At 36.2% G+C, this 13110-nt stretch carries 9 protein-coding genes; 1 reads left to right on the forward strand and 8 read right to left on the reverse strand.

Going from position 1 to position 13110, the window contains the following annotated elements; genetic code table 11:
• Positions 1–56: 56 nt before the first annotated feature.
• The 6 genes from mntR to BK574_RS11730 all read right to left on the reverse strand — a co-directional run bounded on the left by mntR (position 57) and on the right by BK574_RS11730 (position 9548).
• Positions 57–422 carry a transcriptional regulator MntR gene (gene mntR, locus BK574_RS11705; RefSeq protein WP_078428724.1) on the reverse strand — a complete coding sequence of 122 codons (366 nt, stop codon included), beginning with the start codon at positions 420–422 and terminating at the stop codon, positions 57–59.
• Between the two features lie 176 nt (positions 423–598).
• Positions 599–1873: a group II intron reverse transcriptase/maturase gene (gene ltrA / locus BK574_RS11710; RefSeq protein ID WP_078428053.1), complete on the reverse strand. Its 1275-nt coding sequence runs from the start codon at positions 1871–1873 to the stop codon at positions 599–601.
• A 668-nt stretch (positions 1874–2541) separates the two neighbouring features.
• Positions 2542–5106: a vitamin B12-dependent ribonucleotide reductase gene (locus BK574_RS11715; RefSeq protein WP_078428725.1), complete on the reverse strand. Its 2565-nt coding sequence runs from the start codon at positions 5104–5106 to the stop codon at positions 2542–2544.
• 433 nt (positions 5107–5539) lie between these two features.
• Positions 5540–6079 (reverse strand): GNAT family N-acetyltransferase, encoded by a 540-nt coding sequence (locus BK574_RS11720; RefSeq protein ID WP_075385063.1) that lies wholly within the window; start codon positions 6077–6079, stop codon positions 5540–5542.
• Positions 6080–6100: 21 nt separating this feature from the next.
• Positions 6101–8632 (reverse strand): methyltransferase domain-containing protein, encoded by a 2532-nt coding sequence (locus BK574_RS11725; RefSeq protein ID WP_078428726.1) that lies wholly within the window; start codon positions 8630–8632, stop codon positions 6101–6103.
• Positions 8633–8711: 79 nt separating this feature from the next.
• Positions 8712–9548 (reverse strand): lipoate--protein ligase family protein, encoded by an 837-nt coding sequence (locus tag BK574_RS11730; RefSeq protein WP_075385065.1) that lies wholly within the window; start codon positions 9546–9548, stop codon positions 8712–8714.
• A 193-nt stretch (positions 9549–9741) separates the two neighbouring features.
• On the opposite strand from BK574_RS11730, the gene BK574_RS11735 reads away from it, so the two are divergent.
• Entirely contained in the window at positions 9742–10119 is a 378-nt protein-coding gene (locus tag BK574_RS11735; RefSeq protein ID WP_078428727.1) for a rhodanese-like domain-containing protein, read from the forward strand.
• 191 nt (positions 10120–10310) lie between these two features.
• Here the strand turns inward: BK574_RS11735 and gcvPB are convergent, their stop codons facing one another.
• Entirely contained in the window at positions 10311–11765 is a 1455-nt protein-coding gene (gcvPB, locus tag BK574_RS11740; protein ID WP_078428728.1) for an aminomethyl-transferring glycine dehydrogenase subunit GcvPB, read from the reverse strand.
• On the reverse strand, positions 11758–13107 hold the full coding sequence (gene gcvPA, locus BK574_RS11745; RefSeq protein WP_078428729.1) for an aminomethyl-transferring glycine dehydrogenase subunit GcvPA: 1350 nt from the start codon (positions 13105–13107) through the stop codon (positions 11758–11760). The genes gcvPB and gcvPA overlap by 8 nt, the downstream gene beginning before the upstream one ends.
• Positions 13108–13110 lie beyond the last annotated feature (3 nt).

Below are 13110 nucleotides of genomic sequence, written 5' to 3' on the forward strand. Positions count from 1 at the left end.
GATTGCTCTTCATTCCGCTTTTGAACTTCCCTTAATTGGTTGATACGCTTTTCATCTTATTGAAAATATTGAACGAGGTCACCGATCCGGTCGATAGCATCCCAACTTAAATGATGCTCGATTCCTTCGACATCAACATAAATATTTTCATTGGTAACCCCAATAATTTTCATAAAGTCCTCTAATAAATCATGACGATAAACTAAACGTTTTCCAATTTTCTTTCCTTTAGGGGTTAAAATTAGTCCACGATATTTTTCATATATTAAATATTCGCTTTTATCTAGTTTTTGAACCATCTTTGTAACGGAAGACGGATGAACTTCCAATGCCTCTGCAATATCTGATACTCTGGCATACCCTTTATCTTCAATTAGCATATATATTCGTTCTAAATAATCTTCCATACTTGGTGTTGGCATTGGTACTCCTCCACTCCATTCGTCTCTTATCCAATAAGTCTACCCTATATTCTACTATAAGTACGGATGGACAACAATATATACTGTCCATTAATCGAGTAGAGGGAAAATAAGTTAACCTATTTTCGCCCCTCTCACAACACCGTACATACGGGTCTTGTATACGGCGTTTCAATTTATATTACAGTGTGTACTTTTAAGTAACGTTCTAAAGCAGAGGGTACTCCCCTTTGTTTTAGTCTTTTGTTTGAGATTGCTTTTTGAACAACTTTCGATAATCCGATATACCGATAACCTTTCCGGCAGAACGTTAATCCTTTCGCTTCTTCTTCAGGTATCCCTAATTGAGTTAGCGACTTGATTTGTTTTTTCGCTACCTTCCATTGTTTCCAGATGATTACCCTTAATCTTGAGCGTAATTTCTTATCTATTCGACTCATTGCTGTTTTCATATTTGCGATTCTAAAGTAATTCACCCATCCGAATATGACTTGTTTCAGTTTCAGTATTCGGTAGTCTAACGGAACACTCCAATTTCGCTTTGTCAATTGTCGAAGCTTCCTTTGAAATTTCTGTACTGAAATTGGATGAGGCCGCACTTGATATCTCTTGTTATTAGGATCATAATAATACCCAAATCCCAAGAATTTTAACTCTTTTGGGCGAGAAACTTTACTCTTTTCGGCATTTACTATCAATCCTAATTTCTCTTCTATAAATCTCACGATTGATTTCATCACTCTGTCAGCGGCTTTTTCGCTTTTCACAAAGATGAGTGCGTCATCAGCGTATCTTATGAATCGTAATCCTCTACTTTCTAATTCCTTATCGAGTTCATTCAACATAATATTACTCAATAATGGACTGAGGTTACCTCCTTGCGGAGTCCCGATTGGTGTTTCTTCATATTTCCCATTCACCATGACCCCACTAACAAGATATTTTCTTATTAGAGAGATAACGTCTCCATCATCTATTGTGTTGGCAATAATTCGCATGAGTTTATCGTGGTGGACTGTATCGAAGAATCTTTCAAGGTCAATGTCCACTATCCAATCGTGTCCATCATTCAGATATTCCAAGCTTTTTATAATTGCCATCTCACAACTTCTTTTTGGTCTAAAGCCGTAACTGAATTCACTGAACTGCTTTTCGAATATCGGACTAAGTACTTGGTGAATTGCTTGTTGAACTACCCTATCCACTACTGTTGGTATTCCCAATTTGCGCATCTTTCCATTTTCTTTTGGGATCTCCACTCTTAAGGCAGCTTGTGGTTGGTATTTTCTTGTTCTGATGCGCTGGCGCAGTTCATCCTTGTTCTCTTTCAGATATTGTTTTAGTTCGTCGACTGTTACTCCGTCGACCCCACTTGCACCCTTATTTCTATAAACACGCAGGTAAGCTTCGTTCATGTTTTGATTACTTAAAATCTGCTCTAAAAGCTTCACACTCGTTTCTCCTCTCCTCTCACGTAGTAAGTGATAGCTCCATTTTGGCTATCCTTTGAGATACGCTCATTCTTTCACCATTAACACATTCGGAGTTCGTCACTTACGCATTCGTGGCGTTGAAACACTATAAATTGTTCAGCCCTTCATGAGATTACTCATTACTATGGCTTCTGCTGACTTCTTGCGGTTAACCTTTTTCGACTGTACTTCTGTACATCCGCAAGACCTCCCAGGGTAAGACAGCTATCTTTCCTCTTTTACTCGCCTGATTTACTTAATAAAGTTACGCACATCTTTTGGACTTTGGCTTGTATTGGAGCCTCATCCCTTTATCAAGCCTTAGTATCAGATTTCTGTTCGTCGAGCCAAGATTTTATTCCACGCTTCCTCCAGCCCTTACCGCACGATAAGTACCTTGCGCTTCCTTAGTGGTTGGTCGATGTGTACCCCCACAGTAGACTTTCACCACCTAGATAGTTGCCATGCCTGGCACACAACAAAAAGACCGACTCGCGGTCTAGCGTCCTGGTAGTGATCAAACGTTCCCTCAATCCATGGGGTACTTTAATCGACTGTATGCGACATACTAGAATTATCGAGCCGGCTTTTATGATACTGCTACAAAAAAATTTCAGCTTAAATAGAATGATTCTATTGAATTGTTTTTATAGTCCACACTTTAATTGTGCTCCACAACTTGTACACGTATTACAACCACCAAGATCTTCAACCGTTCCTTCTCGACAAACAGGACACTTGTCTCCAACTTCAGATCCAAACGTCACTTTTGTTGAACGAAGGTCTGCAATCGTGTCAACGAGTACGATTGGTTGCTTTTTTGTCGATACTTTCTTGTCTACTGATTGATCATCAAACGTATTTTCTTCGGCACTAAGTGTAAGTACCTGAGCATCACGGCTTCCATCTACATAAACTGTACCACCTTTAGCTCCACCTTTATAAAGACGTTCATAAACTTTTTGAACTTGCTCTACTGTGTATCCTCTCGGTGCGTTTACCGTTTTAGAAAGCGAGCTATCTACCCAACGCTGTATAATACATTGAACATCCGCATGAGCTTCTGTTGTTAATTCCATAGAAGACACGAACCAGTCAGGTAAGTTTTCTTTTGTAACTTCTGGATGGCTATTCATATATTCTTGAACAATTTCTGCATTGACTTCAATGAACTTCCCTAAACGACCACTACGGTAGTAAGAAAAAGAGAAGTATGGCTCAAGACCCGTTGACACGCCAACCATTGTTCCAGTTGAACCTGTTGGAGCAACTGTTAATAAATGGGAGTTACGAATTCCATGCTCCAAAACTCCTTGACGAATATCTTCAGGCATTTTCTTCATATAGCCTGTATTAATAAATGCTTCTCTTAAAGCGACTGTATCTTCATATGTCTCACCGACTAAAAACGGAAAGCTTCCTTTTTCTTTTGCCAGTTCAATACTGGTACGATAAGCTGTCGTCGCAATGGTTTCAAAGATTTGATCGACAAGTTGATTACCTTCTTCAGAACCGTATATTGTTTCACAATAGATAAGTAAGTCATGGAGTCCCATCACACCTAACCCCACACGACGTTCACCTTTTGCTTGCTTTGTATTTTGTTCTAAGAAATACGGAGTAGCGTCAATTACGTTATCTTGCATACGAACGCCAACTTCAACCGTTTGTTGTAACTTTGCAAAATCAACAACTTTATTTTCTTTATCAGCCATTTCAGCTAAATTAATCGCAGCTAAGTTACAAACTGAAAACGGTGCAAGTGGTTGTTCACCACAAGGATTCGTTGCCACTACTTTTTGACCATATGCTTTTGCATTTGTCATGTCATTGGCATTATCGATAAAGAAAATACCTGGTTCAGCAGAATATGTTGCACATATATTAATTAAGTTCCATAACTCTTTCGCTTTAATCGTGCGATATGTTCTTACTTTAAAGCCATGTTTTTCCCACTCACGAACATCTCCATACTCATGCCACTCATTATTATAGATCGCCATTTCCTCTTCTGAGTAGTTTTCTACGTCTGGAAAGCGTAAAGAATAGTTCGCATCGTTTTCAACAGCTTCCATAAACTCTTTCGTTAAACATACAGAAATATTAGCACCAGTTAAAAACTCAGAATTATTGACAGTAAACGTTCCACCAACCGTCAATTTTTCTTCTGCTTCTTTAATCACTTTATCGTCAAATCCGCCTTGACCTTCAACATTTTTAAAGTTAACGATGCCTTGATACATCGCTTGATCAACGTCAGACAGCGGGTTGAACTTTAATTTATCTTTTACTAATTTTTTAATTTGATCATCTTTTGTCGTTTCTAATAAGAACCGCAAAATACGTGGATTTTGCATTTTAGAAATAATAAATTCTAAAATATCAGGATGCCAATCTGATAGCATGATCATTTGAGCCCCACGTCTTGAGCCACCTTGCTCAACTAAATGTGTTAACTTCGCAATATCATCTAACCATGAAACCGATCCTGACGATTTACCATTCACGCCTCTTGCCAAAGTGTTACGTGGTCTTAGCGTTGAACCATTTGTTCCGACTCCGCCACCTCGGCTCATAATTTCCATGACCTGTTTGCGGTGTTCGGAAATGCCTTCTCTCGAGTCTTTTACATATGGCATAACATAACAGTTAAAGTACGTCACATCTGTTCCAGCACCTGCACCATATAAGACACGTCCAGCAGGGATGAAATTCATGCGAAATAGTTCATGATAAAACTTTTCAAAGGTTTCTTGGCGCTTTTTCTCATCCACCTCAACAGATGCTAAACCAGTTGCTACACGTTTAGCAATCTGTTCATAATAAATTTCTAATGGTTTTTCAATTGTATCTAATGAGCGTTCGACGATGCCTGTTTTCATTTCTGTAGGTTCATCTAAAACACCATGGAATTCTTCATCAACAAGGACTTTGGCTTTATTCGCTTCTCTATCGATTTCAAGAATAAATCCAAAACCTCTCGCTGGAAACTTAGGATCATCTTTTACTGTTAAAACGACGAAGTCCCCTTCTTTAAGTGTTTTCTTTTCTGTGTCTTTAAATGTGTAACGATCGAGCATTACAAGTCGGGAAACACCCTTCTTCGTAATGTTCATGTCTGCTGTAATTGGATGAACTTGAGGAAACACCTTAATATCATCGTTTAGTCTTTCTTTGTTGATCGTCATCACCTTCGACATCATCATCGTCATACGAATAGCTCCTCTCATTTGTAACTAAATCTATTTTTCTTATGCTGTACATGTTGTATGTAACAAAGTTGTTTGACTTTTTTGGAGAGTTACCAACAATTTCATGATTACGGGTAACTTGGACAAGCGTAACATAAAATAATCACCAAATCAATATATTGTGTTCCAAAGAATAAAATCTATACTACATATTGTGAATTTGTCATTATTGCATTTTATTTGTCAACTATAGAAAATGTGAAAATAAAGAGAAATTAAGAGATAACAAGATAAATCTTAAACAAAATCGACGCAATTAAAGAAATTTCTTAGTTGCAATTGCGCTCCCTTTCAAAAGTACTGTTAATTCAACACTCTTCGAAATTAAGTAAAATAAAAAACAAAAAAGAAGGCCTCTAAGAAAGATTATCCGTCTTAGAGAGCCCTCGAAACATTACGATTGTAACTTTGAAAAATAAATCGTATCAATACCTTCTCCACGATGATTAAGCAAAGTTTCCTCTACTTTAAACCCCAATTTTTCTAGCACTCGAATATGTGCCACATTAGCGTTCCAGGTACGTGTAGTTATGTATGGTAAGCGATACTCTTCTGGTAGTTTATTCTCCATAAAGTGATAGAACTTCTTAGTTATACCTTTATTTCGAATATCCTTATTTACACAAATTGTCGTAATATAGTTATTGGGCAACACCTTTTTTAACTCTTCACATTCATAATTATGTTTAAAGGTCATAAATCCGATAATGTTTTCTTGATATTCAGCAACTAAGAACAATTGACCTAACATTTCTTTATAATAAGCAGTCGGTAATTCATCTGTAGCAGTAGTACCACTTAAAACTCCTTGATACGAACTATTCCTTGCCGAGAGTGGCGGAATAAATTCACGATCACATTCACAAAGAAGGTCCCAAACTTGTTCTTTTTGCGTATCACTTAACATATTTATAAATGAAATTTCGATATCCATAATGACTGCTCCTTCCTTTCATTACTTCTTTGCTAGAGCATACAAACGATGTGTATATTGATCAACAGGTAGTGAATTAGCTAACTTATAATAATGATTTCTTAACTTATTTTTAATGTTATCATCTGGTAATTGTAAAAAGTAAGGTAACATTCCAGCGTTCGCAAAATTTTCAACTAAATTCGAATACTCCTTACCATCGGTCTCTTCACTAATAACTTTCACGTCTCTAAATCCTATTGAATTGAGTAAATTTTCATATTCATTTTTAGTAGGATAATAGATTGGGTACGTCCAGTTTTGATAATACATTTGTAAATCTAATTCATCTATTGCCATTCTTACTATATCATGTAATCCTTTATAGCAATCTGCTCCACCTTGATGAACATTTAGTTTCCCACCTGTTCTTAATGCATCATATAGTTTTTGATACATTAAATTACTATCTGTCACCCAGTGTAATGTTGCATTACTGAATACTAGGTCGTATTGATTACTCTCGTCTAAATCTAAAGCATTCAACACGTAGAAATTAACGTTATTTTCTTGAATTCCACGTTGTTGACGATTTTCAATAGCTACGTCAATCATGCTCTCAGATAGATCGAAAGCATCAATTTGTAGTTGTGGCCATTTTTCGTATAATTCTAATGTAGTTAGACCATTACCACAACCAACATCTAGCGCACGGTCTAAACCTTCAGCATTGACATAACTAATCAACTTATTACCCTGCTTATACTGTGTATCAGAAGATTTTTGATAGTTTTCACCGTTATAGTTTAGATCTTTCTTATCATTAAAGTATCTCGGAATAATGACTGGGTTAATGGCTAAACTTTGTTTCTTTCTTAAAATGTAGTAATGGGAATAAATATCGATATTCAAGCTGGAATTTGAAAGACTAAAACGAACTTCGGCATCTTTCCAATTTGAACCGATATATAGCCTTCTACCAAATTCGTCAAATACAACCTGTTTTATTTTTATAATCTCTGGAAAAATATCCGAAGCGATCATTTCTTCCATAACATCGATTGCAGATACATACAGTTTTGAAATTCTTTTTCTATACGTTTTGTACGGGACTTCAAAGTTTTGTACTTTTTGATAATGCGAAAAGAAAGAACGGTAGCTCGAAATATTCTCCAACTTATTAATAATTTTCTTATTGATAATATAGTTACGGTTGATATTAATGAGTTTCAGCTGGTACCTTTCATCTTTCGCTAAATTATTCATAAAATGAAATAGCCCGATATATTGCCCAAATGTAATTCTTTGTTGATGGATGTTTTGACCTACCTCACGATTGTATATCTCAAAGAAATTTCTCATCGAACCACATAGATAATTGGAATAAAAATTAAGCATTTCGTATAATACACTTTCTAAATCTTGAAAAAGCGTTATACCTAATCCAATAATATACTCTTTATTTAATCTACCAATAGTATCTTCATTCAATAGTTGATTATTGTTCATAAATCGATGGTAAAAATATTCGATCCCTTTTGGTTTATCCAAAATATTTAATCCAATATTTTTCAAAATTTGCTTAGCTTTGTCTTCAATGGAGTATGTTAATGAAGCTTCCCCTAATTTACGTTCTTTCAATTCAATGATGATATCTCTTGGACCTAATAAGTTAACTAATAGATCAATAGGATCATAAGACAAGCATATATTTAACACTTTATCTTCGTATGGAATTGGTAGAGTAAACGCCTCTTCGACGAATGAAGAGTTAAACTGATTTTTCATTACTTCATATAATACTTGTTCATCAGGGTAATACTCTAAAATAACGTCTCTTAACTTTTCAATTTTATCTTTTATGCGAATTGTAAATAAATAATCACTGTCCTCAACATTTTTAGAATCAATAACTAGATCACGATTAACCTTTGAGAATAAATGAGATTTCATTATAATTTCTAAAAACTGACGTGGCGTTATAGATTTATTTTGCTCCTCCACACGAATTTTAATTTCATCTAAAACTTCCATAACAATATTAAAATTACGGCAATACGTTGCAAATAGATACAGATTTTTTAAGATAGTCTCACCGATATCTTCTTTTTTTATCTGTTGGTGTTGAACAAACTCTTCAAATTGTTCATATGTAAATAAACGGTTCCCAATTTCATAGTCAAATACTTGTATTCCAGGTACCGTTTCTACAAAAAATTTATATTTACTAGTACAAATAATTCTTACATCATTATACTGAGAATAAATACTTAGTAAGTGTCCCTTAAATTCGTTGCTTGAAAAACGATTGTCAACGTCATCTAACAAAATGACATGTTTTGAATTGCAGCTTTCAATGATTTCGTCAAAGAAGTTTTCTTCGCGATCAATTTCCATGTAATCCATTGTATGGTTTGGACTAGAATCTTGAATTTTCTTTAGTAAGCTCGATTTCCCTACCCCATGTTCCCCGTAAATATTGATAAGAAAAGTATTACTGCTTTCTAGTACTCCTAGGACATCTGTAATACAATCCTTTTCTCCAATAAACCCACTAACAAGTGTCTCAATCATCACAAACTCCTTTAAACTGTTTTGGCTAGAAAATTCGACAATTTACAACCTTCCCATTCTATCTTAAACACACTATTAATTATTTCCTAAAATTCCAATCTTCGTTTTCGTAACGCTGTTCCATTATTTCTTGAACCAGCTCTTCCTCACGTTTGGTGATAGTATAAGGCTCTAATTGAATATTTAACCCTTCTTCAAAACCCTTTTTAAAAGCAGTTTTTGCTTCCTCATAACTTACAGGTGAAGTTCTTAATTCATTAATAGCAACAGCTTTATTTTTAAAGTTTTTTTGTAATCGTTCTCGTACACGTTCACTCGGGTATTTAAACAAGTCAAATAATTGATCTTCATCTAAATCTAATATAATGGAACCGTGTTGCAAGATAACTCCTTTTTGTCGCGTTTGCGCACTTCCAGCGACCTTTCTACCTTCTACTACTAATTCATACCACGAGGGTGCATCAAAACAAACAGCAGAGCGAGGGTTTTTCAATGCATCTTTTTCTTGCTGAGTTTTCGGAATCGAAAAATAGGTTTCTAATCCTAACAGCTTAAAACCTTCCAATAGTCCTTGAGAAATGACACGGTACGCTTCAGTCACAGTTTTAGGCATATCAGGATGATCTTCAGAAACAATGACACTATAAGTCAGTTCTTTATCATGTAGAACTCCTCTACCACCTGTTGGCCTACGAACAAAGCCTAACCCATATTCCTTTACAGCATCCATATTAATTTCTTTTTCTACTTTTTGGAAATACCCGATTGATAATGTTGCGGGGTTCCAACCATAAAAACGGATCGTAGGTGGGATGATACCCTCACTATGCCAATTCAATAAAGCTTCGTCTAATGCCATATTATAAGCAGGTGAACAAAAGCCAGAATCAATAAACCGCCACGTTTCCTTCATAATTTATTTCCTCTTTTCTTCTACTATAGGATAAGTGTAACAAAAGCCGAAATAAAAACAAAGTAACAATTCTTATGAATAAATCCCTTATTTAAAGACAATGAATTAACAATTGTTTTGCGAAATATGCTATCCATGTTTATAATGAATGAGGGTACTATTGATTGTCGTATATAAAGGAGTGTTTTGGAACAAGATGGAATGGATTTTATGGGCTATATTATTAGGATTACTAGTTTTTATTATTGTAAAACGTCTTATTAAACCAAAGTATTTGACAGAATTAACACAAGAAGACTTTATTAAAGGCTATCGCAAAGCTCAACTTATAGATGTAAGAGAACCAAAAGAGTACGATGGTGGCCATATTTTAGGAGCACGTAACATTCCACTTTCTCAATTAAAACAAAGAATGAACGAGGTTCGTACTGATCAACCTGTTTATTTATACTGTCAATCAGGTGCAAGAAGTCGACAAGCTGCAGAAGTATTAAAGAAAAAACGCGGATGCGAGGACCTTAATTACCTTAAAGGCGGATTTAAAAAATGGACAGGAAAGATTAAAAAGAAATAGAATAAGGCGGAAGGTTGAAAATTTTTCTCAACCTTCCGTTTTTTCTTTACCTACAATCACTAAACTAAATATACAAAATCCTATAGTTATGCCTTTTTACTCTTTTGAACGAAAAAAAGAGCCATTCATCTCCCACCTAAACTCTAACAATTTTTGAGGAAGGAGAATTCTGGCTATAGTTCGTTAAAACTTTATTTTTCAAAGCGTAACACTGGTTTTCTCGCTGCTGTCGTCTCATCTAAACGGCCAATTACCGTATGATGAGGAGCTTCTTGGACAATTTCAGGATTATCTTCTACTTCTTTAGCAATTTGGATCATGACATCAATAAATTCATCGAGAGTTTCTTTTGATTCCGTTTCTGTTGGTTCAATCATCATACACTCTTCCACATTTAACGGGAAGTAAATCGTTGGTGGATGATATCCGAAATCTAGTAGGCGTTTCGCCATGTCTAGCGTACGTACACCTAATTTCTTTTGACGTTTTCCAGATAAAACAAACTCATGCTTACAATGTTGTTGATAAGGTAAATCAAAGTAAGGTTCAAGACGTCTCATCATATAATTCGCATTCAATACCGCATATTCTGATACAAGGCGTAGTCCAACAGACCCCATCGTACGAATATAAGTATAGGCACGAACATTAATGCCAAAGTTACCGTAATAAGGTTTGACACGGCCAATTGAATCTGGACGGTTATAATCAAGACGATATGTTTCTCCGTCTTTAACGATTAAAGGTTTTGGTAAATAAGGAATTAAATCTTTCTTTACTCCAACAGGACCAGAACCAGGACCACCGCCACCGTGAGGGCCCGTAAACGTTTTGTGTAAATTTAAATGAACAACGTCAAATCCCATATCTCCTGGACGGGCAATTCCAAGAATTGCGTTTGAATTTGCACCATCATAATAAAGTTTACCACCAGCGTTATGAATAATGGTTGCCATTTCAACGATATATTCTTCGAAAAGTCCTAATGTATTTGGATTTGTGAGCATTAGAGCAGCTGTATCTTCTCCAACTACTTCTTTTAAGTGTTCTAAATCTACTAATCCATTTTCATCCGTACGAACCGTAACCGAATTGAAACCTGCCACTGTAGCTGAAGCTGGATTTGTACCGTGAGCTGAGTCTGGAACAATGACTTTCGTACGGTGAGTATCTCCATTTGCCTCATGGTAAGCACGAATTAACATTAATCCTGTCCATTCACCGTGAGCACCTGCAGCAGGCTGTAGTGTAACCTCATCCATCCCTGTAATTTCAGCCAATGATTCTTGTAGTTCAAATAATAACTCTAATGCACCTTGGACTTGCTCTTCCTCTTGATACGGATGAATATGAGCAAAACCTTCATAGCGAGCCACATTCTCATTAATTTTTGGATTGTACTTCATCGTACATGAACCGAGAGGATAAAATCCTGAGTCAACTCCATGATTCCGTTTTGATAATGCCGTATAATGACGCATCAATTGAAGCTCTGAAACTTCTGGAAGTTCAGGTTCATTTGTACGGACAAATTCATTAGGAATTAATTCTGATAAGTCTACTTCTGGAACATCACATTCAGGTAGGCTATGACTAATACGTCCTGGCTTACTCATTTCAAAGATTAAAGGTTGATTTTTACTCATGGATAGCCGCCCCCATTTCTTTAGCAAACTGGTCAATTTCAGACTTTGTACGAATTTCAGTAATCGTTACTAACATATGTCCTTCTAACTCAGGATACGTTTTGCCTAAATCGTAACCACCGATCATTCCTTTTGTATAAAGAGCTTGATTCACTTCTTTTACAGGTTTACTTAACTTAACAACAAATTCATTAAACGTCGGATGAGAAGAAACTACTTCTACCCCTTCTTCTTGTAATTTCTTTTTCCCGTATGCTGCTTTCTGGATGTTTTGAAGCGCCATTTCTTTTACACCCGATTTTCCAATCGCGGTCATCGCTACCGATGCGGCTAATGCGTTTAATGCCTGATTTGAACAAATATTAGATGTGGCTTTTTCACGGCGAATATGTTGTTCACGAGCTTGTAATGTCAGAACGTAACCACGTTGACCTTGATCATCGGTTGTTTGACCAACAAGACGTCCTGGAATTTTACGCATCAGCTTTTTCGTTGTTGCGAAATATCCACAATGCGGTCCACCGAATTGGGTTGGTATACCAAACGGTTGAGCATCCCCGATGACGATATCAGCTCCGAATTCACCTGGTGGCTTTAATGCCCCTAATGCTAAAGGATTACTTGAAACGATAAACATACCTTTTTCTGAATGCGTAATTTCTTCAATTGCCGTTAAATTTTCAATCGCGCCAAAGAAGTTCGGATACTGAACGATCACACATGCAGTTTCACTATCATATTTTGCTTTTAAATCTTCTAAATCGGTAACACCCTCATTAATATCCACTTCAACTACTGTCAAGTTTTGACCTTTTGCATTCGTCTTTAACACGTCACGAGCTTCAGGATGAACTGCCTTCGATACGAGTATTTGCTTCTTTTTCGTATGCCCAGCACTCATCATCGCTGCTTCTGCAAGCGCAGTTGGTCCATCATACATCGAGGAGTTCGCAATATCCATTCCTGTTAATTCACAAATCATCGTTTGGTATTCAAAAATCGCTTGTAATTCACCTTGGGAAATTTCTGGCTGATAAGGTGTGTAAGCTGTATAAAATTCAGAACGAGAAATCACATGATCCACGACTGAAGGAATGTAATGCTCATAAACACCGGCACCTAAAAAGGATGGCATTTGTTTTATATTTGTATTTTTATTGGCGAGACCTTGAAGGTATTTTACTAAATCGGGTTCTGCAAGTGCTTCTCTAATATTTAACTTTCCCTTAAAACGTATTTCTTCAGGTATATCATAAAAAAGCTCTTCAATCGACTGCACGCCGACTGTCTCAAGCATCTCCTGCTTATCAGACTCGGTCATCGGTAAATATCGAAAACTCATCGT

It is taken from the genome of Alkalihalobacterium alkalinitrilicum, from assembly GCF_002019605.1.
In the GTDB taxonomy this organism is placed as follows: domain Bacteria; phylum Bacillota; class Bacilli; order Bacillales; family Bacillaceae_F; genus Alkalihalobacterium; species Alkalihalobacterium alkalinitrilicum.

What these genes read in the sequence shown, in the direction of transcription:
- BK574_RS11715 (WP_078428725.1), bottom strand. Translation starts at nt 5,106, where the DNA reads ATGACGATGATGATGTCGAAGGTGATGACGATCAACAAAGAAAGACTA.
- gcvPA (WP_078428729.1), bottom strand. Translation starts at nt 13,107, where the DNA reads ATGAGTTTTCGATATTTACCGATGACCGAGTCTGATAAGCAGGAGATG.
- BK574_RS11720 (WP_075385063.1), bottom strand. Translation starts at nt 6,079, where the DNA reads ATGGATATCGAAATTTCATTTATAAATATGTTAAGTGATACGCAAAAA.
- mntR (WP_078428724.1), bottom strand. Translation starts at nt 422, where the DNA reads ATGCCAACACCAAGTATGGAAGATTATTTAGAACGAATATATATGCTA.
- gcvPB (WP_078428728.1), bottom strand. Translation starts at nt 11,765, where the DNA reads ATGAGTAAAAATCAACCTTTAATCTTTGAAATGAGTAAGCCAGGACGT.
- BK574_RS11735 (WP_078428727.1), top strand. Translation starts at nt 9,742, where the DNA reads ATGGAATGGATTTTATGGGCTATATTATTAGGATTACTAGTTTTTATT.
- BK574_RS11725 (WP_078428726.1), bottom strand. Translation starts at nt 8,632, where the DNA reads ATGATTGAGACACTTGTTAGTGGGTTTATTGGAGAAAAGGATTGTATT.